At 68.6% G+C, this 25,278-nt stretch carries 11 protein-coding genes; 8 read left to right on the top strand and 3 right to left on the bottom strand.

What is annotated here, in order from left to right; all coding sequences use genetic code 11:
• The first annotated feature begins 50 nt into the window (after positions 1-50).
• Both ACZ50K_RS30000 and ACZ50K_RS29995 read left to right on the top strand, forming a co-directional pair.
• Entirely contained in the window at positions 51-4,721 is a 4,671-nt protein-coding gene (locus ACZ50K_RS30000) for a polymorphic toxin-type HINT domain-containing protein (RefSeq protein ID WP_468908607.1), read from the top strand.
• Complete coding sequence (locus ACZ50K_RS29995; protein ID WP_468908605.1) at positions 4,715-5,401, top strand: hypothetical protein; 687 nt, start codon at positions 4,715-4,717, stop codon at positions 5,399-5,401. Before ACZ50K_RS30000 ends, ACZ50K_RS29995 begins: the two co-directional genes overlap by 7 nt.
• Positions 5,402-5,508: 107 nt before the next feature.
• Here the strand turns inward: ACZ50K_RS29995 and ACZ50K_RS29990 are convergent, their stop codons facing one another.
• Positions 5,509-10,446: an FG-GAP-like repeat-containing protein gene (locus ACZ50K_RS29990; protein ID WP_468908603.1), complete on the bottom strand. Its 4,938-nt coding sequence runs from the start codon at positions 10,444-10,446 to the stop codon at positions 5,509-5,511.
• 498 nt (positions 10,447-10,944) lie between these two features.
• Here ACZ50K_RS29990 and ACZ50K_RS29985 point away from each other — a divergent pair, with 498 nt between their 5' ends.
• Together ACZ50K_RS29985 and ACZ50K_RS29980 are read left to right on the top strand one after the other, a co-directional pair.
• Positions 10,945-18,144, top strand: a complete 7,200-nt coding sequence (locus tag ACZ50K_RS29985; protein ID WP_468908602.1) for a polymorphic toxin-type HINT domain-containing protein — start codon at positions 10,945-10,947, stop codon at positions 18,142-18,144.
• Between the two features lie 9 nt (positions 18,145-18,153).
• On the top strand, positions 18,154-18,672 hold the full coding sequence (locus tag ACZ50K_RS29980) for a hypothetical protein (RefSeq protein WP_468908601.1): 519 nt from the start codon (positions 18,154-18,156) through the stop codon (positions 18,670-18,672).
• Positions 18,673-18,768: 96 nt separating this feature from the next.
• Here the strand turns inward: ACZ50K_RS29980 and ACZ50K_RS29975 are convergent, their stop codons facing one another.
• Positions 18,769-19,734: a DeoR/GlpR family DNA-binding transcription regulator gene (locus ACZ50K_RS29975; RefSeq protein ID WP_468908600.1), complete on the bottom strand. Its 966-nt coding sequence runs from the start codon at positions 19,732-19,734 to the stop codon at positions 18,769-18,771.
• A gap of 177 nt (positions 19,735-19,911) precedes the next feature.
• Entirely contained in the window at positions 19,912-21,351 is a 1,440-nt protein-coding gene (locus ACZ50K_RS29970; RefSeq protein ID WP_468908599.1) for an NAD(P)H-quinone dehydrogenase, read from the bottom strand.
• 222 nt (positions 21,352-21,573) lie between these two features.
• Between ACZ50K_RS29970 and ACZ50K_RS29965 the strand changes: the two genes are divergently transcribed.
• The 4 genes from ACZ50K_RS29965 to ACZ50K_RS29950 all read left to right on the top strand — a co-directional run bounded on the left by ACZ50K_RS29965 (position 21,574) and on the right by ACZ50K_RS29950 (position 25,221).
• The gene (locus ACZ50K_RS29965; RefSeq protein WP_468908597.1) at positions 21,574-22,011 is read left to right on the top strand and encodes a gamma-glutamylcyclotransferase family protein; all 438 of its coding nucleotides are present in this window, start codon (positions 21,574-21,576) and stop codon (positions 22,009-22,011) included.
• 144 nt (positions 22,012-22,155) lie between these two features.
• Complete coding sequence (locus ACZ50K_RS29960; RefSeq protein ID WP_468908595.1) at positions 22,156-22,962, top strand: purine-nucleoside phosphorylase; 807 nt, start codon at positions 22,156-22,158, stop codon at positions 22,960-22,962.
• Positions 22,963-23,012: 50 nt separating this feature from the next.
• Entirely contained in the window at positions 23,013-24,662 is a 1,650-nt protein-coding gene (locus ACZ50K_RS29955) for a phospho-sugar mutase (RefSeq protein ID WP_468908593.1), read from the top strand.
• A 124-nt stretch (positions 24,663-24,786) separates the two neighbouring features.
• A complete protein-coding gene (locus tag ACZ50K_RS29950; protein ID WP_468908591.1) occupies positions 24,787-25,221 on the top strand; it encodes a CBS domain-containing protein in 435 nt (144 codons plus the stop codon).
• The last annotated feature ends 57 nt before the right edge of the window (positions 25,222-25,278 follow it).

Raw genomic sequence — 25,278 nt, 5'->3', positions numbered from 1 at the left:
GCTACGCCAAGGTCCGCACCCTCATCGGTGTCGCACCCGACAAGCGGTCCATGACCGAGACCCTCTTCTTCCGCGGCCTCGACGGCGACCGCGCCACCCCCAGCGGCGGCAAGAAGACCGTCAAGGTCAAGGACTCCGAGGGCGGCGAGATCGCCGACCACCGCCTCTACGCCGGCCAGACCCGCGAAGTCCTCGCCTACAACGGCGAAGGCGGCGCCCTCGAAGCAGCCACCACCTACACCCCCTGGATCCACGGACCCACCGCCACCCGCCAGCGCAAGGGCGAAGTAGCGGCAGAGGACATCGAACCCCTCCAGGCGTTCGTCCAGCAGACCAGCAAGGTCGAATCGCGGATCCTGCTCTCCGACGGCCGCGGCTGGCGCCGCACCGCCATGGAGACCAAGTACGACAACCGCGGCATCGCCCAGCAGGTGTCCAGCCTCGGCGACATCGCCGACCCGTCGGACGACAGCTGCACCCGCTACGAGTACGAGTCCGACGAAGCGCGCTGGATCATCGCCCGCCAGAAGCGCATCGAAACCCTTGCCAAGGCCTGCGACACTGCCACCCAGCGGCCGGCGGACGTCACCTCGGACATCAAGATGTCCTATGACACCGCAGGCAACCTGAAGTCCACCGAGTCGCTGACCGGCTACTCCGGCAGCACTCCGCAGTACCAGGTGGACGGCAGCTCCACCTTCGACGCATACGGCCGCCCCAAGACCACCACCGACGTGTTCGGCAAGGTCACCAAGGTCGACTACACCCCGGCCTCCGGCCAGATCGTCACCAAGGTGGTGACGACCAATCACGCCGGTCACACCGAGACCACCGAGACGGACCAGGGCCGCGGCTCGATCCTGACCAAGACCGACACCAACGGCCGCCGTCAGACGATGGAGTACGACGCCCTCGGCCGCCTGGCCAAGGTGTGGTCCCCCTCCCGGAGCCCGGCGACGAAGTCGCCGAACGGGATCTTCTCCTACGACGTCCGTACCGACGGTCCCGTCGTCATCACCAACAAGGCACTGCTGGACGACGGTACGTACCGCACCAGCTACGACATCTACGACAGCAGCCTCCGCATCCGCCAGACCCAGATGGAAGCCCTGGCCGGCGGACGCATCATCACCGACACCTTCTACAACAGCCTCGGACAGGTCTGGAAGTCCAACGGCGCCTACTACACCGCGGGCGAAGCCTCCGGCGTCCAGTTCCAGCCGCGTGACAACGAGGTCACCTCCTCCACCGTCACCGAATACGACGGATCCGGACGCTCCACCGCCCAGATCTCTCGCAAGCTCGGCGAGGAGACCTCCCGCACCACCACCACCTACGGCGGCGACAACATCACCGTCGACCCGCCCACCGGCGAAACCCCCACCCGCGCCTTCCTCGACGGAGCCGGCCGCAAGACCGAACTCCGCCACTTCCGTGGAGACTCCCCCACCGGCGCCTACGACAAGACGACGTACGCGTACAACCAGCGCGGTGCCATGGAGTCGGTCGTCAACCAGGCGGGTGACAAGTGGACGTTCGAGTACGACATCCGCGGTCGCAAGATCAAGCAGACCGACCCGGACAAGGGCGCCACGACGAGCACCTACGGTCGGGGTGACCTGCTCGCCACCACCACGGATGGCCGCGGCAAGACCATCGCGCCGGAGTACGACTCGTTCAACCGGGTCATCGCCACCCACGAGGGTTCGATCACCGGTCCGAAGCTGACCTCCACCACCTACGACACCCTGCCCGGTGCCATCGGCCTGCCGGTGGCCTCCACCCGGTACGTGAACGGCAAGGCCTACACGCAGGAGATCACGGGTTACGACACCGAGTACCGGGCGACCGGCTCGAAGATCACCATCCCGGCCGAAGAAGGCCTGCTCGGCGGCAGTTACGTGTTCTCCTCGGGCTACCGGGCCAACACCGGTCTGACCGAGTGGACCGAGCAGCCCGCGGTCGGCGGCCTGCCGATCGAGCTCATCACGATGAAGTACAACCACTTCGAACTGCCCACCATGATGGGCATCGAGGGGAAGACCTTCGTCGACAAGGTCGACTACTCGCCCATGGGCGACGTGCTCCGCACCTACACCGGCGCGGCCGGCTCCCAGGTCTACACGTCGAACTTCTACGACGAGCAGACCCGCCGCCTGACCCGCTCCGTCAACACCCAGGAAAAGTCGCCGAGCGCGATCAGCGACACGTCATACGGCTATGACGCGGTCGGCAACATTCTGAAGATCAGCGGTAAGGAGGGCTCCAGCCCCACCGTCGACACCCAGTGCTTCGCCTACGACTACCTCCGTCGTATGGACGAGGCCTGGACCGCCACCGACGACTGCGCCGCCCAGCCCGACGCGGCCGGCCCCGGCAGCAAGCCCCAGGTCGGCGGGCCGAACCCGTACTGGTCCTCCTACAGCTTCGACGCTGCGGGCAACCGCACCAAGGAGATCCAGCACGACCCGACCGGTGACCTCACCAAGGACGTCACCCGCAGCTACACCTACGGCACTCCTGGCCAGGCCGGCGCCAACGGCCTCAAGAAGGTCGACACGGCCGGACCTGGTGGATCCCGCACCGAGTCGTACACCTACGACGCCACCGGAAACACCAAGACCCGCACCATCCAGGGCGACACCCAGAACTGGGAGTGGGACGCATCCGGTCAGCTGGCCAAGGTCACCAAGGGGACGGAGTCCACGGAGTTCGTCTACGACGGAGGCGGTAACCGTCTGATCAAGCGTGACGCCACGGGCACTACGCTCTACCTGCCGGGCACCGAGGTCAAGCTGACCAAGGCCGGCAAGCTGGAGGGCACCCGCTACTACGCCCACCCGGCCGGCCCGACCATGGTCAAGACCGTCAAGGACGGCGTGACCACCACGTCCTACCTGATGGGCGACAACAACGGCACGGCGACCACCGCGGTGGACTCCAAGACCGGGGCCGTCACCCGCCGCAAGCTCACCCCCTACGGTGAGGTGCGGGGCGCCGCCCCGACCGTGTGGCCCGGCAAGCGTGGGTTCATCGGCGGCGAGGTCGACGAGTCCATCGGGACCGTCCACCTCGGTGCACGCGAATACGACCCCACCACGGGCCGGTTCCTCTCGGTCGACCCGATCATCGACCACAGCGAGCCGAAGCAGCAGAACCCGTACGTCTACGCCAACAACTCCCCGGTCACCTTCAGCGACCCCTCCGGTCTCTCGATCGCGCCTCCCACGATGCCGATCAAGGACTTCACGGACGCCGAAGCAGCCTGGGCACGCATGATCCAGGGCAAGAGCGCCCTGGACATCGCCCTCGAAGTCGTCGTCGGCATCCTCAAGGACGCCTCCGGCTACAACGACATCCGCGACTGCCTCAGCGGATCATGGGGCGCCTGCGCCGGCCTCGCACTCGACGCCGCACTGCCCTTCGCGGGACGCGCCAAGCGCATCATCAAGGCACTCGACCGAGCCTGGGAGGCCTTCAACAGCTGGACCCAGAAGATCTCTCTCGCACGGGACATCCTGCGGCGGGTGGAGCGCTACCAGCAGGCCATGGCGAAGTACGCCGAGGACCTCGCCGAATGGAAGCGGCAGATAGAGGAAGCCGCCGAACGGGCGAGAAAGCTGGAGGAGGAAGCAGCCGCGGCCCGCAGGGCCGCGCAAGAGGCAGCGGCGGCCGCGGCCAAGAAGGCCGATGAGGCCAAGGCGACCGCCGCGAAGCAGGGCAAGGCGTCCGCACAGAAGGCCAAGAAGGCCGACGGTGACGGCAAGGCCTCCAAGTCCGCCGAGTCCAAGAAGGCCGACGGATCCAAGAAGTCCGCCAGCAAGGACAACGACAGCGGCGGCTCGGGAGCCCCCGGCTGCAAGAACAGCTTCGTGCCCGGGACCGGAGTCCTGATGGCCGACGGTTCCGCCAAGCCCATCGAGGACGTCGCCATCGGAGACCAGGTCGTCGCCACGAACGCGGAGACCGGGAAGACGACGAACGAGCGGGTCGTCGGGCAGATCATCGGCGAAGGGCAGAAGCACCTCGTCGAGGTCACCATCGACACGGACGGGGACAAGGGAGACGCGACCGACAAGCTGACCGCGACGAGCCTCCACCCGTTCTGGGCGCCGGCCGTCGGCAAGTGGCTGGACGCGGCGGACCTCACCGCGGGCGAGTGGCTCCGTACCTCGTCCGGGACCTGGGTCCAGATCATCGAGGTGAAGCAGTGGACCCAGCAGAAGAAGGTCTACAACCTCACGGTCGCCAACGAGCACACGTACTACGTCCTCGCCGGTGCGACCTCGCTCCTCGTTCACAACTGCAAGGTCGCCCTGGGCTGGCAGTCCGAAGGTCTCGACGCCTGGGCGAAGCTGCCCGAGAACGGTTTCGAAACCTTCTCCGACGTGCCCAAGGATGCCTGGGCCATGGCGGCCCGCAAGGCCATCGTCGACCCGAACGTGACCCTGCACGTCAACCGGGCCGGCTTCGATGACTTCATGGAAGCAGCCCAGCGCGGCCTCGACAACGGGGAGGACGGGTATGCCACGGACTTGGAAATGGCCTATATTGCCCGTGCCCTCGTGAACGGGCAACGGTCCTGGGACTCGATCCACTGGTACTCGAAGGTCAACGGAAAGATCACGGCCGATCCGAGTACCGCGATGCCCGATCTCTCCACACTGAGGGGTGATATGGGTCGTGTCCGAGGCGGCGCGCTACCACACTGCGGGTGCTGATGGACGAGATGTGGAACTTGAACCCCCGTCTCCGGGAGCTCTACCCGGATGTGTTCGAGTCAGGTGGACTGGCCCCGGCCATGGAGGCCGCCTCGCGTTCGCGCGGGGGGGACCTCGGATTCGTCGAGCCGACGCACGAGGGTGTCGGACTCGGCAGCGCCAGGGGCGGAATCTCCATCAGGCTTGCGGGCGAGGATCGACTGTTCCTGATGGTCATCCGCGTACCGGGGTTCACCTGGGCCACTGGTTCGACAGGGGATCTGGACCGGCTCGTCGACGCGATCTCGTCATGGCGAGCCGGAACACCCCTCGACGAATTCGAGCGCGAGTTCGAGTTCATGCGGCTGGACTTGTTCGCCCGAGCGCTTCAGGCGGGCGATGTCACACCGCTCCAGTGGACCGTCGTGCTGGGATCGGAGCTCTATAGGGAGCAACGGCCCCTGCTCCGCATGCTCCACGCGGACGAACGGCTGCGGTCGCTGTTCCCCACCGTCTCCCACGGGACGGTGCGGCTCAGCGACGATCCGCTCGGCGCCGGCGGCCAGACCCATCGTCTGGTGCTGCGGCTCACCGAGGACCTCTACCGGGTCAAGTTCGCCGGCACACCGGATGAGCAGGCCGTCACGGTCTCCTCGGACCGCCTCGTCCAGCACGTGCGGGACATGCGGCGCGAGGACTGAGCCGAAGACCCGTCCACAGGGTCGGCCCGCCGAATGAAGAAGCCCCCGCCCGGATGTTCCGGGCGGGGGCTTCGTCTTGTTCCTTCTATCGGATCAGACCGTGGTGGCTACCAGAGGCCGGCCTCTGCGGTCCAGCCCTGGACGTAGTGGTTGAAGCCGCCGTCGACCTTGGCCTTGTAGGTGAAGGCCGAGGTCTTGCCGACCGCGTAGTTGTACATGAACGTGATGTCCTCACGTCCGTCGCCGTCGGTGTCACCGGAGGCCGGGTCACCGGTCGAGGTGGAGTACCACTGGCCGGCTCCGACGAACCAGCTGCGGAAGTCCTCGTTGGTGACTCCGCCGTCCGTCTTGCCGAACATGGTGAACAGGCCGGAGCTGCCGCCGTCGTAGTCGTAGAAGGCGCCCAGGTCGTCCCGGCCGTCGCCGTTGTAGTCGCCCGCGGTCCAGCGGGTCTTGGCGAAGTTCCAGTTGGCCTGGTTGCGGGTCCACGAGGCGATCGGGGCGGCGAAGCCGCCGTCCGTCTTGCCCAGCATGGTGTAGGCGGTCACCTTCGAGTTTCCGGAGTAGATCGCGAGGATGTCGTCGCGGCCGTCCCCGTTGAAGTCACCGGCGACCTCGTGGCCAAGACCCCAGGTCCACGCGTTGTTGGCGGAGCGCCAGCTCGCGACGGAGTTCTTGAAGGAGCCGTCGGCGTTCGACAGGAAGGTGTGGAGGCCGGAGGCGCCCGAACCCTGGTCGTAGAACATCGCGACGTCGTCGCGCTTGTCGCCGTTGAAGTCACCGGCGACGATGCGGCCCTTGCTCGCGGTCCAGTTGCCCGGGGCGATGTAGGCGCTGCGCGGCAGCACCTTGAAGGTGCCGTCGGCCTGGCTCAGCCAGGTGAACATGCCGTTGGAGCCGTCGGCGTAACCGTACAGCGCGGCGATGTCGGAACGGCCGTCGCCGTTGAAGTCACCGGCGACCCACTGGGATTCGTTGAAGCCGAAGTGGCCCTTGCCGCTGATCCAGGCGGGGTCCGGGTTGGCGAACTCGCCGCTCGGCTCGGCCGACTGGACGTAGAGGCCGACGGTGCGGGCACCCAGGTCGTAGACGGTCGCAAGGTCGCTGAGACCGTCACCGTTGAAGTCGCCCGCCAGTTCGTGGCGGAGGTGCGCGGTGCGGTCGGTCGGCTTGTGGTCCAGGGTGACGCCGCTGACCCGGTCGTGGCGGATGTAGCCGCCCTCGAAGTCGGCGCGGATGCCGCTGTGGATCTCGTACTCGTCCGAGGTCGGGTAGCCGAGGTAGCTGCCGCCGCCGCCCACCGCGAGCCACTTGGCGCGGATGCTGCCGTACACGGGAGCGGAGCCCCTGTCACCCGGCAGCCAGTAGATGGAGGCGGTGTCGCTGGTCTGGGTCCGCAGACGGAAGTGGTTGTAGCGGGACTTCCCGTCGGTGGTGGCCGTCTCGTCGGTGGTCGGGTAGCCGAGCCGGCTCGGACCGCCGGTCGCCAGGTAGCGGGAGTAGATGTTGCCGTGGATCGACCAGGAGCCGGTCTCGGGCGACCAGTAGATGGCGCCGTTGCCGCCGGAACCGGTGAAGGTGGAGAAGAAGCCGGTCTCGTCGAAGGTGTTGTCCTCGTCGGAGGTCGGGTAGCCGAGGAAGCCGGCCTGCGCGCCGAGGGCGATCCACTTGTTGCGGATGCCGTTCATCACGGACCAGGCGCCGGTGCTCGGGTGCCAGTAGATGGAGACGTTGTCGGCCGCGTAGCCGGTCTGCCGCAGGTGGACGAACTTGCCGCCGTCCGGGGTGTTGGCCACGGCGCCCGAGGGCTTGCCGAAGGCGGTGCCGCCCTTGGCCTTGTACTTGGACAGGATCGGGCCGCACAGCTGGTAGCTGCTGTTGGCCGCGACGCCGGGGACGCTCTCGCACTGGGTCCACGGGGTGCCGCCGACGGCGACCTGGCGGGCCGGGGCGAAGGCGTTGCCGCTGATCGGGGCGCGGCCCTGGAACTCGTAGATCACGCCGTTCTGGTCCCGCGAGTACAGGTCGGGGAACCCGTCCTTCTCGAAGTCACCGAGGCTGGCGAGCTGCGGCCAGGCGGTACCGAAGAACTCGGTGCCGATGGTGGTGGTGCGAACGGCGGGGTCCGCGTACACGGTCAGGTCCAGGGCCGACTTGGCCGCGGTGTCCGTGGTCTTCTTGCTGGTGTACTGGTGGATCTTGCCCGTGGTGTTCTCGCGGGCCCAGATCTCCGGCAGTCCGTCGCCGTTGAGGTCGCCGGGGGCCGCCAGGGTCATGTTGGCCCAGTCGAGGTTGCCGAGCCGGACCGGCTCCAGGCCCCGCTTGCCGAGGGTGCCGGTGGGGAAGCCGAAGTACAGCCAGAGCTCGTCGCCCGTGCGGACCAGCAGGTCCGGGTTGTCCTTCTCGTCGATGACGCCGTCACCGGTCTCCGCTTCGACGGCGATGTCGTCGTTGACGCTGGAGATCGCCACGATCTGGTCGGCCTTCTCCAGCTGCTCGGCGCCCGTGTTGGGGCCGGTCGCCGTCAGCTCGACCCGGTTGGCGTCGACGAAGTCGAGGTCGCCGTTGCCCTTGCTCGGGTAGACGTACAGCTTCTTGAGGGTCGGGTCGTCGGCCGAGGGCCGCAGGACGACCAGGTCCTCGTAGTGGTCGCCGCCGTTCCAGCTGCCCCACTGGGTGAGGGAGGTGGCGTTGCTGAACTTGCCCTCGGGCGTCTGGCGGGGTGCACCGAACGCGCCGCCGCCCTTGCCGGGCACGAACCACAGCGAGCCGTTGCCCGGGTCCACGCTCCAGATGTCCGTGATGCCGTCACCGTTGGTGTCGCCGTGCTTGTCCCGCTCCGCCGGACGCTTGGCGTGGAACGTGTAGGAGGTGGTGTCGGAGCGGTTGCCCGCGGCGTCCACGCTCCACACGTACAGGGTGTGCGGGCCGGCCGCCGTCGGCGTGTACTTGATCTGCGCCGGGCCGCCGACCGAGGTGGCGTTGACGGTCTTCACGGTCGGGTTGTCGGCCGTGTGCCACTGGTACTTGGCGACGTCGAGGATCTTGTTGGGCTTGAAGTCAAACGTTCCCTCGGTCCGCGCGGTGGTCTGGTTCTCCACGTCATCGGCCGGGTACTGCGCCGAGACCACCTCAGGAGGGTTGCCCGGCCTGGTGGCGTCGACGTTGAGCGTGCACTGGCCTGCCCACGGGCCCGCATCGGTGCCGTCGGAGACCCTCACGTCCCACTTGTAGGTGCCCGAGAAGGGGCCGGGGATCGTGGCGGTGGCCACGCTGCCGGAGGCCTTGTCGACGAACACCTTCTTCAGGGTGCCGCTGTAGTCGTCGGCCCTCCAGAAGTTGAACTCCGCCTTCAGGAGGTTGTCCTCGTCGTCCTCGATCTTGCCGCTCAGGACGATCTGGTCGGTCTTGCCGATGGTGCCGCCCGTGCAGGGGACGTACGGGTTCATGGTCCGGCCGGACACCGGGTCCGGCACGGTGTTGTACCGGGTGGAGATGCGGAGGCTGTCCGGGTTCAGCTTGCGCCAGGACACGTCGACCGTGTCCTTGGCGGCCTTCAGGCCCAGCGTCCAGGAGCCCCACTTGTACTTGGCGGCGTCCACGACCGCGGACTTCACGTCCAGGTCGATGAGGCCGTCGCCCTCGCTGGGGCAGTAGCGGCCACCGTAGGACTCGCCCGAGGCGGACACCAGACGGGTCCAGTTCGGCTGCTTGTTCCAGGTGGTCGCCTTGGAGATGGTGCCGGTGTCCCAGACCTGGATGTCACCGGAGTTGCAGCCCCAGGCACCCGCCGACTTCTGCTGGATGAGCAGCCGGGCTTCCAGGATCTTCTTGCCGTGGACGGCGCCCATGGGCACTTGGAAGAAGGTCTTGGCGCAGACGACCGCGTTGCCCTTAGCGGCGTCCTTGGCGCAGCCGACGCGGGCTTCCTTGCTGAGGGTGCCGCCGTTCCAGTAGTTGGTGTCGGCGGTACCGGCGATGCCGTTGTGCTTGTAGGCGATCGTGTACGCCGACTTCCAGTCGTCCCGCCACTTGGGGTCGATGACGACGGGGAAGTCGGTGTCCTTGCCCGTGAGCAGGGCGCGGTCGGTCGTCAGGGTGAGCTTGTCGCCCTTCAGCGCCACACCGAGGTCGGCCTGGCTGGTACCGAGCGAGATGCCGTCGACCGCGGGCACCTGGTCGGCGACCGGGGGCATCGGGGCCACCGGGGTCTCCGCAGCGGAGAGGGCAGCCTTGGAGCCGGCGGACGCCTTGGCGCCCGCAGCGGCTTCGGCCTTGTCCTTGGCGGATGTACCGGCAGCCCCCGCCGCGGCCGGCTGATCCGCACCCGAGTCCCACATCTGGGGCTTGGCAGAGCTGAAGAGCGTACGGCCGGAGGGGTCGACGGCGTTGAGCTCGCCGTTGGCCTCCTTGCGGACGGTGACGCCGTTGCCCTTGAGGGAGAAGTCGATGGAGGCCAGCTCCGGGTTGGCGGCGGCCTCGCGGTTCTTCACCACCAGCTGGTGGGTGAACCCGTTGGCGTCCGCCTCGACCCGCAGGTCGACGCCCTTGAGCACTTCGGCGTAGGTGGCGGCGTTGCCGTCCACGGTCGGCGCCGGCAGCGGCTTCGGCCAGCTGAGACTGATGTCCCGGCCGTCCTTGCGCATGGTGACCAGCGGGGAGGTGCCGCCGCCGGAGAAGGTGAGACCGCTACGGGTCGCCTTGGCGGCGATCCGGCCGTCCTTCTGCTTGGCGAGGCCGGTGTCCACCGGGACGAGCTTGCCGTTGCGGTGCACACGCACCGGCACCACGGCCTGCTCGGTGGTGAACGAGCCGTCCGGGTTGGCCCAGAGCTCTTCGCTCTCGGTCCGCTCGGCGACGATCTCGACCCGCTTGCCGGTCCGCTTGGCCTCGGCCGCGGCCTTGGCGTTGCGCTCGGTCTCGGTGGTGGTCTCCGCGTCCTGGGCCTTCGGCTTCGGCTTGGCGGCACTGAGCGCGACGGCCGGGGCGGCCGCGGCCACCACCGGTATCGCACCGATCAGGGCGGCGGCCAAAGCCGTCGCCACGGTGAGTACGGGCGCCCTGCGCGAGAGCGGCGCTCCCGCGTCATGCTCCCGCGTTGTGAAGGGTCTCAACTGAGTGATTCCTCGGGGTCGGGTTCGGACAACCCCCGAAGGGGGCTGACCGGAATCAGTCGGCTGGACCTCCGAGTGGCGCCCGAGATTCGGCCACACACAGGGAGGTCACAGATGTTCGATTGATTTGTAGCACCCGAGGGGCCGCCAATTCGAGCCGATAGGACTCCCGGAGCACCCAGCTGGTTCATTATCAGACCTATATGCGGAATGCCAAATTCCGAATAGATCATTCCGCTTCAGCCTCCGGACCTGCGCTGATACGCCCCGCGAGTCCAGTTGAGCCCCTCGGCGGAATTTAGCCGTCCGCCTCTCTCCGCTGTTAGGTTCACCGTGAATACACATGTCCGCGGGTCACTGTGATCCGCGTTACACAACGGGGGAGTGTTCGATTTGAGAAGGACCCAGGCGGGCGCTATGCGCGCGCCTTTGAGGCGTGTCTGGCGGTGGCCGATACCGCTGCTGGCCACGACGCTGCTCGCGAGCGGTATGACGGTGATCGAGGCCTCCGCGGCCTCGGGAGCGAAGCTCCCGGGCCTGCAGAAGCTGACGAAGGTCACCGGCGAGGACGTGAAGGGCAAGCCCGCGAAGGGCCCCGCCGAGTCCGACCTGAAGGCGTGGAAGGGCGCCCCGAAGATCGCCTGGCCGGCGGCCGGGACGGCTGAAATAGCCCTGCCGGACGCCCCGATGGCGCCGAAGACGGCGCTGAAGTCGGCCACGGCGGGTGCGTTCGGCCAGGCCGTGAAGGACGCCGGCCTGGCCGGGAAGCCGGTCAAGGCGGGCAAGCTCCCGGTGTCGGTCGCGGCTGTTGCTCCGGCGACGGTTCCGGCGGCGGCGAAGTCGAAGTCCTCGCTGGCTGCGAAGGCCCCGGCGGCCACGCCGACGGGTGTGAAGGTGAAGGTCGACCTCCTCGACCAGACCGCCGCGAAGCGTGCGGGCCGTCCCGGCAACGTCTTCCTGAACGTCAACCGCACCGACGCCGGTAAGAGTGCCGCGCCGGTGTCGGTGGAGCTGGACTACAAGGCGTTCAAGAACGCCTACGGCGGCAGCTGGGGCTCCCGCCTCCGCTTCACCGCCATCCCCTCCTGCGCCCTGACCACCCCGAAGCATCCCGACTGCCAGGGCAGCTTCCCCGTCACCACGCAGAACAACTACGAGACCGGCAAGCTGGTCGCCACCTTCGAGGTCCCGGCCAAGGCTGCTCCGCAGCCGGCCGGCAAGGCGCTGAAGAGCGCTCTGGCCGCCCCCGCTTCTGCGGGTGGCATGACCCTGGCAGCCGCACCCGGCGCCCAGGGAGCCAACGGCTCCTTCAAGGCCACCAGCCTCAGCGCTTCGGGCTCGTGGCAGGCCGGCGGCTCCGCGGGTGACTTCTCCTGGTCCTACCCGCTGGACATCCCGGCTTCGCTGGGTGGTCCGAGCCCGTCCCTCTCACTCGGCTATTCGAGCGCGAACATCGACGGCCGCACGAACGCCTCGGCGCAGCAGACGTCGTGGGTGGGTGACGGCTGGGACCTGGCCTCGAACTACATCGAGCGCGGTTACGTCCCGTGCAGCCAGGACAAGCGCGAGGGATCGGGGTTCAACAACCCGAAGGACGACACCGGCGACCTCTGCCACGGCGCACCGATGGTCACCATGTCCCTCAACGGTGGCTCGACGCAGCTCGTTCTCGACGATGCGACGAAGAAGTGGCGTCCCGCGAAGGACGACGGCTCGAAGATCGAGCAGCTCTCCGGCGCCGACAACGGCGACAAGGAGGGTGACTACTGGCGGTTCACGAACCCGAACGGCATCCAGTTCTACTTCGGTCTGAACAAGCTGAACGGCTGGGCGGCGGGCAAGCCGGTCACGAACTCCACCTGGAACGTGCCCGTCTACGCCAACCACCCCGGTGAGCCCTGCTACAACAGCACGTTCGCGGATGCCGTCTGCAACCAGGCCTACCGCTGGAACCTCGACTACGTCGTCGACCCGCGCGGCAACGCGATGACGTACTGGTACCAGAAGGAAGGCAACTTCTACGGCTCCAACTACAAGATCGCCGGTGGTTCGACGGCTCGCGCCTACGACCGCTCCGGCTGGCTCGACCACATCAGCTGGGGCCTGCGCAGCGACAACCTGTTCGCCAGCGCGCCCGCCGAGGCCCGGTTCAAGGTCGAGGAGCGCTGCCTGAAGACGCAGACCTTCGACTGCGACCCCGCCAAGCTGAAGCCCGAGGTCGACTGGAACATCGCCAAGGAATGGCCCGACACCCCCGGTGACCAGCTGTGCGCCTCCGGCGAGGAGTGCAAGGGCCGCTTCACGCCCACGTTCTTCTCGCGTAAGCGGCTGACCGAGGTCAGCACCTTCGTGTGGAACGGCACCACCCACAAGCCGGTCGACACCTGGAACCTGGTGCAGGGCTTCCCCGACACCGGCGACGGCACCGACTACCCCCTGTGGCTCTCCGAGATCCGCCACACGGGCAAGAACGGCACCGCGATCGAACTGCCCCCCGTCAAGTTCCGGGGCAAGCAGCTCGACAACCGCGTGGACGCCCACGCCGACGGCAAGGCCCCGTACAAGCGCTACCGCATCGAAGCCATCGACACCGAGACCGGCTCCACGATCAGCGCCCACTACGCCGACAACCAGTGCAAAATCGCAGAACCGCGCGTGATGCCGGCCTCGCCGGAGGCGAACAACCTCCGCTGCTACCCCGTCATCTCCGAGCTCCCGGACCCCACGGACCCGGAGCGGAAGCGGAAGATCTACTCCACCGACTGGTTCCACAAGTACGTCGTGGACTGGGTCCAGGAGGAAGACCGCAACGGGAACTCGCCGACCCGCCGCACCGAGTACCAGTTCATCGGCGACCCCGCCTGGGCGTTCGATGACGAGACCGAGATGATGCGTCCCAAGACGCGGACCTGGTCCCAGTGGCGCGGCTACGCCAAGGTCCGCACCCTCATCGGTGTCGCACCCGACAAGCGGTCCATGACCGAGACCCTCTTCTTCCGCGGCCTCGACGGCGACCGCGCCGGCCCCGACGGCGGAAAGAAGACCGTCAAGGTCAAGGACTCTGAGAACAACGAGATCGCCGACCACCGCCTCTACGCCGGCCAGACCCGCGAAGTCCTCGCCTACAACGGCGAAGGCGGCGCGCTGGAGGCGGCGACGACGTACACGCCGTGGCTCCACGGACCCACGGCGACCCGCCTGCGCAAGGGCGAGGTCCCCGCGGAGGACATCGAACCGCTCCAGTCCTTCGTCCAGCAGACAACGCACGTGAACTCGCGCATCCTCCTCTCGGAGAACCGAGGCTGGCGCCGCACCGCCATGGAGACCAAGTACGACAACCGCGGCATCGCCGAATGGGTCTCCAACAAGGGCGACATCGCCGACCCCACCGATGACAGCTGCACGCGGTACGAGTACGAGTCCGACGAAGCACGCTGGATCATCGCCCGCCAGAAGCGCATGGAGACGGTGGCGAAAGCCTGTGACGCTGCGGTCCAGCGCCCCGCCGACGTCACCTCCGACGCCCGCATGTCCTACGACGCCGCGGGCAACCTGAAGTCCACCGAATCGCTGACCGGCTACTCCGGCAGCACCCCGCAGTACCAGGTCGACGGCAGCGCGACCTTCGACATCTACGGCCGCCCGAAGACCACCACCGATGTCTTCGGCAAAACAACCAAGATCGACTACACCCCGGCCTCGGGTCAGATCGTCACCAAGGTCGTGACGACGAACCACGCCGGTCACACCGAAACCACGGAGACCGACCAAGGCCGTGGCACCGTCCTCGTGAAACAGGACACCAACGGTCGTCGTCAGACCATGGAATACGACGCCCTCGGACGGCTGACCAAGGTCTGGTCACCGTCCCGGAGCCCGGCGACGAAGTCGCCGAACGGGATCTTCTCCTACGACGTCCGTACCGACGGTCCGGTCGTCATCACCAACAAGGCACTGCTGGACGACGGTACGTACCGCACCAGCTACGACATCTACGACAGCAGCCTCCGCATCCGCCAGACCCAGATGGAAGCCCTGGCCGGTGGACGCATCATCACCGACACCTTCTACAACAGCCTCGGACAGGTCTGGAAGTCCAACGGCGCCTACTACACCGCCGGCGAAGCCTCCGGCGTCCAGTTCCAGCCGCGTGACAACGAGGTCCCGTCCTCCACCGTCACCGAGTACGACGGCTCCGGGCGGTCCACCGCCCAGATCTCTCGCAAGCTCGGCGAGGAGACCTCCCGCACCACCACCACCTACGGCGGCGACAACATCACCGTCGACCCGCCGAAGGGCGAAGCGCCCACCCGGGCCTTCCTCGACGGAGCCGGCCGCAAGACCGAACTCCGTGTGTTCCGCGGGGAGACTCCCACCGGGTCCTACGACAAGACGACCTACAGCTACAACCAGCACGGCTCCATGGAGTCCGTCGTCAACCAGGCCGGCGACAAGTGGACCTTCGAGTTCGACCTCCGCGGCCGCCAGACCAAGCAGACGGACCCTGACAAGGGCACGTCGACCATGACATACGGGCAGGGCGACCGGCTGGCTTCCGTCACCGATGCCCGCGGCAAGATCATGGTGCCCGAGTACGACTCCCTCGGCCGCGTGATCGCCACCCGCGAAGGCTCTGCCGCCGGGCCGAAGCTGACCTCGGCCACGTTCGACACCCTTCCGGGTGCCATCGGACTGCCCGTGGCCTCGACCCGGTACGTCGACGGCAAGGCCTACACGCAGGAAGTCACCGGGTACGACACCGAGTACCGGCCGACCGGCTCGAAGATCACCATTCCCTCCGAGGAGGGCAAGCTCGGCGGCACCTACGAGTTCACCACCGGGTACCGGGAGAACACCGGCCTGACCGAATGGGTGGAACAGCCTGCCGTCGCAGGTCTGCCCATCGAGCTCATCACCCAGAAGTACAACCACTTCGAACTGCCCACCGTGATGGGCATCGAGGGCAAGACCTTCGTCGACAAGGTCGACTACTCGCCCATGGGCGACGTCCTGCGCACCTACGCGGGCGCGGCCGGCTCCCAGGTCTACACGTCGAACTTCTACGACGAGCAGACCCGGCGCATCACCCGCACCGTCAACACCCAGGAGAAGTCGCCCAGCGCGATCAACGACACCTCCTACGGCTATGACGCGGTCGGCAACATCCTCAAGATCGCCGACAAGGAGGGCACCAACCCCACCGCCGACACCCAGTGCTTCGCCTACGACTACATGCGCCGCATGGACGAGGCCTGGACCGCAACCGACGACTGCGCCGCCCAGCCCGACGCGGCCGGCCCCGGCAGCAAGCCCCAGGTCGGCGGGCCGAACCCGTACTGGTCCTCCTACAGCTTCGACGCGGCCGGAAACCGCACCAAGGAGATCCAGCACTCCCCCACCGGCGACCTCACCAAGGACGTCACCCGCACCTACACCTACGGCACCCCCGGCCAGCCCGGCGCCAACGGACTGAAGAAGGTCGACACCACCGGACCGGACGGATCCCGCACCGAGTCCTACACCTACGACGCCGCCGGCAACACCAAGACCCGCACCATCCAGGGCAACACCCAGACGCTGGCGTGGGATTCGGCCAATCAGCTGGAAAAGGTCACGAAGGGCACCGACGAAACCGGATTCGTCTACGACTCCGCGGGCAATCGGCTGATCAAGCGCGACTCGACGGGTACCACGCTCTATCTGCCCGGCACCGAGGTCAAACTGACCAAGGCGGGCAAGCTTGAGGGCACCCGTTACTACGCCCACCCGTCCGGCCCCGTCATGGTCAAGACGGCCAAGGACGGCGTGATCACCACGTCCTACTTGATGGGTGACAACAACGGCACGGCGACCACTGCGGTGGACAGCAAGACCGGAGCCGTCACCCGCCGCAAGTTCACCCCGTACGGTGAGGTCCGCGGCGTGGCCCCGACCGCATGGCCGGGCAAGAAGGGCTTCGTCGGCGGTGAGCTCGACGAGAGCATCGGCACCGTCCACCTCGGCGCCCGCGAATACGACCCGGCGACGGGACGGTTCCTCTCCGTCGACCCGGTCATCGACCTGAACGATCCCAAGCAGGTCAACCCGTACGTCTACGGCAACAACGCGCCGGTGACGTTCAGTGACCCGACGGGTCTCTCGATCGCGCCTCCCACGATGCCGATCAAGGACTTCACGGATGCCGAAGCCGCCTGGGCGCGCATGATCCAGGGCAAGAGCGCCCTGGACATCGCCCTCGACATCGCCATGGGCATCCTCAAGGACGCCTCCGGCTACAACGACATCCGCGACTGCCTCGGCGGATCATGGGGCGCCTGCGCCGGGCTCGCGCTCGACGCCGCACTCCCGTTCGCCGGCCGTGCCAAGCGGATCCTGAAGGCACTCGACCGCGCCTGGGAAGCCTTCAACAGCTGGTCCCAGAAGATCGCCCTCGCCCGCGACATCCTCCGCAGGGTCGAGCGCTACCAGCAGGCCATGGCCAAGTACGCCGAGGACCTCGCCGAATGGAAGCGCCAGATAGAGGAAGCCGCCGAACGCGCCAGGAAACTGGAGGAAGAAGCAGCAGCGGCCCGCAGAGCCGCACAAGAAGCGGCAGCAGCCGCCGCAAAACGAGCCGACGAGGCCAAGGCCACCGCCGCCAAACAGGGCAAGGCATCCGCCCAGAAGGCCAAGAAGTCCAGCAGTGACGGCAAGGCGTCCAAATCCGCTGAGACGAAGAAGGCCGACGGGCCGAAGAAGTCCGTCTCCAAGGACGACGACAGCGGTGGCACCGAGGCACCCGCGTGCAAGAACAGCTTCGTCCCCGGGACCGAGGTGCTCCTGGCCGACGGTTCGTCCAAGCCGATCGAAGACGTCAAGATCGGTGATGAGGTGGCGGCCACCAACGCCGAGACCGGAATCACCCGGGCACAGCCGGTCGTCGGTGAAATCATCGGTGTGGGCCAGAAGGAACTGGTCGAGCTCACCGTGGACACGGACGGTGCCGACGGTGACGCCGTCGACTCCCTGACCGCCACGGGCAACCACCCCTTCTGGGCTCCCGCCCTCGGCAAGTGGGTGAACGCGACCGATCTCACCGCCGGTGAGTGGCTGCACACCTCCAGCGGTACCTGGGTCCAGGTCACCGCGGTCAAGCGGTGGACCCAGCAGGCGACCGTACGCAACCTCACCGTTGCCGACGAGCACACGTACTACGTGCTGGCGGGTGCGGCGCCCGTCCTCGTCCACAACTGCGGCCCCCTCTACTCCGAGATCAGTGAGGGACGGCGCGGAGCCGCCTACGTGGAGGTGACGCGGGAGTCCCTGGCCGCCAAAACCGGCAGTCCGCCTGGCGGCAAGAAGCCTCACGGATTCCGAAAGGGTGACTCGCGAGGCCACTTGATCGGAGCGCAGTTCGGCGGCTCCGGCACCGACATGCGGAACATCATCGCGCAGGGCAAGGACATCAACAACGGGGCCATCTCCTCAGCGGAGGACATGATCGCCAAATACGTCAAGAAAACCGGAGATACCGTCATCCTGAGCGTCACGCCCATCTACGGTGATGCGAAGTACCGAGCAGTAGGTGTACGCATTGAGGCCGTCGGTGAATCCGGTTGGTCCTATGACCAGACCTTCCCCAACTTCTAGGATCTCGACGTGAAGCCCTTGGACGCACTGATCAGCCTCTGCCCGCCACCTGCCACCGGCAGGTACCCGGGCTCGGGCGGCGAGGGAATCCCGGTCGTTCCGGCCGGCCACACGGCCATGCTGGACGCCTACGGTCCCGGCAGCTTCAACGATTTCTTCTGGATCTACGGAAACTCGAATCCGGAGATCTGGCCCGAGATCGGAGTGCGCACACGGGCGTCAGCCCAGATCCTGACAGAGAAGGAAATCCCGGAGATCCGCTCAGCATTGGCTCGTTTCGGCATCGGCCCTGACGAGCTCATCGAATGGGGGGCAACCGACAACGCCGACTGCGTCTTCTGGATCCCCGCCGGGGATCCGGAGACCTGGCCCACTTTGATCGTCGAAGCAGGCCAGCTGGACCACATGGTGGTGCATGCATCGTCACCGGAAGTCGTGCTGATGTTCCTCGAAGGAAGACTCGACTGCCCCTTCTTCCCCACGGATTACCCGGACCGGGGATTCGAGAGCTGGACGGACGAAGACTGAAACGGGTCCGGCCCCGCAGGAGAACTGCGGGGCCGGACCCACCGAACGCCGGAAGCCCCATCGGCCCTGCCCGATGGGGCTTCCGGCGTTTCGCCCCTACCGCCGCCGCATGTCCGCCACTCTCGCGCGTTCGCGCTCCCGTTCCCGGTCGCCCACGTCCGGCAGCGCCGGGGCGCTGCGGAGTTGGGCGGTGGGGCCACCGCGGCGCTGGACCGGGAGGGGGGATTCCCGGCGGGGCTGGCGGCGGCCCGGGGCCGGGTCGCCGGAGGCGGCGGGGTGGGTGGAGCCGGCCACGGTGACCTGGACGCCCTGGTCCGCGAGGGCCTGGAGTTCGGCGGCCGCGCGGTCGTCGTGCGGGGGCGGCTCGTCGGTGACCAGGCGGGTGATGACGTCCGTGGGGACCGTCTGGAACATGGTGTCGGTGCCGAGCTTGGTGTGGTCCGCGAGGACCACCACCTCGGCCGCCGCCTGTACCAGGGCCCGGTCCACGCTCGCGCTGAGCATGTTGGAGGTGGACAGGCCCCGCTCCGCGGTCAGACCGCTGCCCGAGAGGAAGGCCCGGGAGACCCGGAGCCCCTGGAGGGACTGCTCCGCCCCGCTGCCGACCAGCGCGTAGTTGGAGCCGCGGAGGGTGCCGCCGGTCATGACGACCTCGACCCGGTTGGCGTGGGCCAGGGCCTGGGCGACCAGCAGGGAGTTGGTGACCACGGTGAGTCCGGGCACCCGGGCGAGCCGGCGGGCCAGCTCCTGGGTGGTGGTGCCGGCGCCGACGACCACGGCTTCGCCCTCTTCGACGAGGCCGGCCGCGACATCGGCGATGGCGGTCTTCTCCGCCGTCGCGAGATGGGACTTTTGCGGAAAGCCGGACTCCCGCGTGAAACCGCCCGGCAAGACCGCACCGCCGTGCCGGCGGTCGAGGAGTCCTTCTGCCTCCAGTGCCCGCACGTCCCGCCGTACGGTTACTTCGGAGGTCTGGACGACGCGGGCGAGCTCACGGAGCGATACAGCCCCGTTGGCGCGCACCATTTCGAGGATCAACTGGCGACGTTCTGCAGCGAACACGAAACAGACGGTAACGCGGACGACCGTCTGCTTTCAGCTCCTTGCGCCGGAATACCGAAGTTGTCCGCAAGGTGGGGTGACTAGTGGTATACGCGGCCCGAGTTGTTCGTGAACACTCGGCGCCGCGAACCCACCGGTCCCCCAACCCCCTTGCGTACGGGCGCTGTTCGCCGCAGATCAGCCCTCCCCGGAGGCCTTCCGGGTGTGCAGCTGGCGGGCCACCTCGGCGATCGAACCGGACAGCGAGGGGTACACGGTGAACGCGTTTGCGATCTGCTCGACCGTCAGATTGTTGTCGACCGCGATCGAGATGGGGTGGATCAGCTCGCTGGCGCGCGGCGAGACCACCACCCCGCCGACCACGATGCCGGTGCCGGGGCGGCAGAACAGCTTCACGAAGCCGTCCCGGATGCCCTGCATCTTGGCCCGCGGGTTGCGCAGCAGCGGCAGCTTCACCACCTTGGCGTCGATCCTGCCGGAGTCCACGTCGGCCTGGGTGTAGCCGACGGTGGCGATCTCCGGGTCGGTGAAGACGTTCGAGGAGACCGTCTTCAGGTTGAGCGGGGTGACCGCGTCGCCGAGGAAGTGGTACATCGCGATGCGGCCCTGCATGGCCGCGACCGAGGCCAGGGCGAAGATGCCGGTGACGTCGCCGGCCGCGTACACGCCGGGCGAGGAGGTGCGGGAGACCTTGTCGGTCCAGATGTGCCCGGACTCCTTCAGCTTGACCCCGGACTCCTCCAGGTTCATGTCCTTGGTGTTCGGGATGGCGCCGACCGCCATCAGGCAGTGGGTGCCGGTGATGACCCGGCCGTCGGAGAGGGTGACCTCGACCCGGTCGCCGACCCGCTTGGCGGACTCGGCGCGGGAGCGGCCCACCACGTTCATGCCGCGCCGCCGGAAGACGTCCTCCAGTACGGCGGCCGCGTCCGGGTCCTCGCCCGGCAGCACCCGGTCGCGGGAGGAGACCAGGGTGACCCGGGAGCCGAGGGCCTGGTAGGCGCCGGCGAACTCGGCGCCGGTGACGCCGGAGCCGACCACGATGAGTTCCTCGGGGAGCTCATCCAGGTCGTACACCTGGGTCCAGTTGAGGATGCGCTCGCCGTCGGGCTGGGCGTCCGGGATCTCTCGCGGGTGGCCGCCGGTGGCGATCAGTACGGCGTCGGCGGTCAGGATGGTCTCGGTGCCGTCGGCCGCGGTGACGATCACGTCCCGGGTGCCGTCGATGCCCTGCGGGCCGCCGAGCTTGCCGCGGCCGCGCATGACCCGGGCGCCGGCCCGGGTGACGGAGGCGGTGATGTCGTGGGACTGGGCGAGCGCGAGGCGCTTGACCCGTCGGTTGACCTTGCCGAGGTCCACGCCGACCACGCGGGCGGCCTGCTCGATGTGGGGGGTGTCGTCGGCGACGATGATGCCGAGCTCCTCGTAGGAGGAGTCGAAGTTCGTCATCACCTCTGCGGTGGCGATGAGGGTCTTCGAGGGCACGCAGTCGGTGAGCACCGACGCCCCGCCCAGACCGTCGCAGTCGACGACGGTCACCTCCGCGCCGAGCTGGGCGCCCACGAGAGCCGCCTCATAGCCGCCGGGTCCGCCGCCGATGATCACGATCCGGGTCACGAAAAGTCCGCCTCACGTCTACCCGGCCGGCTGCCGCCCCGGCCGGGGTGTCCGGGGGTCTCCCCGGGGGATCCATTCCGTGCCCCATTGTCCCGCACGCTTCAAGATGCTTCCGCCCGGGGCGCCCGTCCGGCACCGGACCGGGACCTCCCGCCCGCCCGTCCCGGACCGGAGTGCGGGCGGGAGGGCGGCCCGGCCCCCCGCTCCCGTACCCTCGACCCCATGTCGCTCTACGCCGCGTACGCCGGCAACCTCGACCCGCGGCTGATGACGCGCCGCGCTCCGCATTCCCCGCTGCGCGGCACCGGCTGGATCAACGACTGGCGGCTGACCTTCGGCGGCGAGCAGATGGGCTGGGAGGGCGCGCTCGCCACCGTCGTCGAAGCCCCGCGCCACCAGGTGTTCGTGGCTCTGTACGACATCGCCCCGCTGGACGAGGAGTCCATGGACCGCTGGGAGGGCGTCGGGCTGGACATCTACCGCCGGATGCGGGTCCGGGTGCACACCCTGGACGGCGAGGAGGCGGCCTGGGTGTACGTCCTCAACGGCTACGAGGGCGGGCTGCCCTCGGCCCGCTACCTGGGCGAGATCGCCGACGCCGCCGAGTCGGCCGGCGCCCCGCACGACTACGTGATGGAACTCCGCAAGCGCCCCTGCTGAGCCCGGCCGACCCCCGCCGGGGCCGGGTGCGGCCCGCTGACCTGGGGTGACGGCGCATATCGTCGGAAACGACAAGGCAACGATCCGAACACCGTGAGCTGTGCCATCTACGCGCGTAGGCCGAGAGCGGCTACGCTCGTCGGCGTGAACGCATCTCTTACCGATCCCCAGGCCGCCGCCGACGCCGCCGCCGCGCGTCTGCGCGAGCTCACCGGCGCCGAGACCCACGACGTCGCCCTCGTGATGGGCTCCGGCTGGGCGCCCGCCGCCGAGGCCCTCGGCACCCCCGACGCCGAGTTCCCGATCACCGAGCTGCCCGGCTTCCCGGCCGCCGCGGTCGCCGGCCACGGCGGCAAGGTCCGCTCGTACAAGATCGGCGAGAAGCGCGCGCTGGTCTTCCTCGGCCGCACCCACTACTACGAGGGCCGCGGTGTCGCCGCGGTCGCCCACGGGGTCCGCACCGCCGTGGCCGCCGGCTGCAAGACGGTCGTCCTCACCAACGGCTGCGGCGGTCTGCGCGAGGGCATGCGCCCCGGCCAGCCGGTCCTGATCAGCGACCACATCAACCTGACCGCGACCTCGCCGATCGTCGGCGCGAACTTCGTGGACCTCACCGACCTCTACTCGCAGCGTCTGCGCACGCTCTGCAAGGAGATCGACGAGACCCTCGAAGAGGGCGTCTACGTGCAGTTCCCCGGGCCGCACTACGAGACCCCGGCCGAGATCAACATGATCCGCGTGATGGGCGCCGACCTGGTCGGCATGTCCACCGCGCTGGAGGCCATCGCGGCCCGCGAGGCCGGCGCCGAGGTCCTCGGGATCTCCCTGGTCACCAACCTGGCGGCGGGCCTGTCCGGCGAGCCGCTCAACCACGAGGAGGTGCTCCAGGCGGGCCGCGACTCCGCCGCCCGAATGGGGCAGCTCCTGACCCGGGTCCTCGACCGCATCTGATCGGGCTGGTAGGACGAGGCGAACGCGACGCGAGAGGTGAGGCGGAAGCAGTGCAGGACGATCTGATCACACGGGCCCGGGCATGGCTGGCCGAGGACCCGGACCCCGAGACGGCGGCCGAGCTCGGCGCGCTCGTCGAGGCCGAGGACCTCACCGAGCTCGCGGACCGGTTCTCCGGCACCCTGCAGTTCGGCACCGCCGGACTGCGCGGTGAGATCGGGGCCGGTCCGATGCGGATGAACCGCTCGGTGGTCATCCGGGCGGCGGCCGGCCTGGCCGCCTATCTGAAGGCCCGGGGGCACGCGGGCGGACTCGTGGTCGTCGGCTACGACGCCCGCTACAAGTCCGAGGACTTCGCCCGCGACACCGCGGCCGTGATGACCGGCGCCGGACTGCGCGCCGCCGTGCTGCCCCGGCCGCTGCCGACGCCCGTCCTCGCGTACGCCATAAGGCACCTGGGCGCCGTCGCCGGCGTCGAGGTGACCGCGAGCCACAACCCTCCCCGGGACAACGGCTACAAGGTGTACCTCGGCGACGGCTCGCAGATCGTCTCCCCGGCGGACGCCGAGATCGCCGCCGAGATCGCGGCGGTCGGCCCGCTGGCCGGCGTGCCGCGCCCGGCCGACGGCTGGGAGCAGCTCGGCGACGAGGTCCTGGAGGCCTATCTGGCGCGTACGGACGCCGTGCTGAGCCCCGGGTCCGCCCGGGGTGTGCGGACCGTCTACACGGCCATGCACGGGGTCGGCAAGGACGTGGTCCTGGCGGCGTTCGCGCGGGCCGGTTTCCCGGAGCCGGTGCTGGTCGCCGAGCAGGCGGAGCCGGACCCGGCCTTCCCCACCGTGGCGTTCCCCAATCCGGAGGAGCCGGGGGCCATGGACCTGGCCTTCGAGACGGCCCGCGCGGCCGGCCCGGACATCGTGATCGCCAACGACCCGGACGCGGACCGCTGCGCGGTGGCCGTGCCGGACGACTCGGTGCCGGGCGGCTGGCGGATGCTGCGCGGCGACGAGGTCGGCGCGCTGCTGGCGGCGCACCTGGTGCACAAGGGCGCGCGGGGCGTGTTCGCCGAGTCCATCGTGTCCTCCTCGCTGCTGGGGCGGATCGCGGAGGCTGCGGGCCTGCCGTACGAGGAGACCCTGACCGGTTTCAAGTGGATCTCCCGGGTGGAGGGTCTGCGCTACGGCTACGAGGAGGCCCTCGGCTACTGCGTGGACCCCGAGGGGGTCCGCGACAAGGACGGGGTGACCGCCGCGCTGCTGGTGGCGGAGCTGGCCTCGGAGCTGAAGGAGCGGGGCCGGTCGCTGACCGACCTGCTGGACGATCTGGCGATGGCCCACGGCCTGCACGCCACCGACCAGCTGTCGGTCCGGGTCCAGGACCTCTCGGTGATCGCCGACGCGATGCGCCGGCTCCGCGAGGAGCCGCCGGTGGCGCTGGCGGGTCTGCGGGTGGTCTCGGCGGAGGACCTGAGCCGGGGCACCGAGGCGCTGCCGCCCACCGACGGTCTGCGCTACTACCTGGACGGCGAGTACAAGGCGCGGGTGATCGTGCGCCCCTCGGGCACCGAGCCCAAGCTGAAGTGCTACCTGGAGGTGGTGGTCCCGGTGGCCGACGCCCCCGGTCTGGCCTCGGCCCGGGCCCGTGGCGCCGACGTGCTGGACGGGATCAAGAAGGACCTGGCGGCGGCCGCCGGCATCTGATCCCCGCCGCCCGAATTCCCTGGAAGACCCCGTCCGGCGCGCCGGACGGGGTCTTTCGTGCTGTGCTCGTAGGGGGGCGGCGACGGGAAGGAACGGAAAGAAGCGGGAAGGACGGAGGAACGCCATGACGGACGACCTGCGGGCCCGGGACATCATGACCGAGGGGGTGCAGTGCGTCGGCGAGCACCAGACCCTGCTGGAGGCCGCGCGGATGATGCGCGACCTGAACGTGGGCTGTCTGCCGATCTGCGGTGACGACCAACGCCTCCAGGGGCTGATCACCGACCGGGACATCGTGGTCCGGTGCTGTGCCGAGGGCCTCGACCCGGCCCGGATGCTGGCCGGTGAGCTGGGCGGCATCCTGCACTGGGTGGACGCCGAGACGGCCGCGACGACCGCGCTGGACACCATGGAGGTGCACCAGATCAAGCGGCTGCCGGTGATCGACGTGCGGAACGGCCACCGTCTGATCGGGATGATCACCGAGGCGAACCTGGCCAGGAACCTCTCCGACGAGGACATCGCCGAGTTCGCCGTCCGCGTCTACGCGGCGAACTGACCCCGGCCCGTCCCCCCTCCCCCCCCCAGAACGCCCGGTGGCGGACCTGAGCGGCCC

The organism is Streptomyces sp. NPDC033845 (assembly GCF_055576225.1).
Note: the sequence above shows the minus strand (reverse complement) of the source record. Positions and strands in the feature narration are given on the sequence as shown.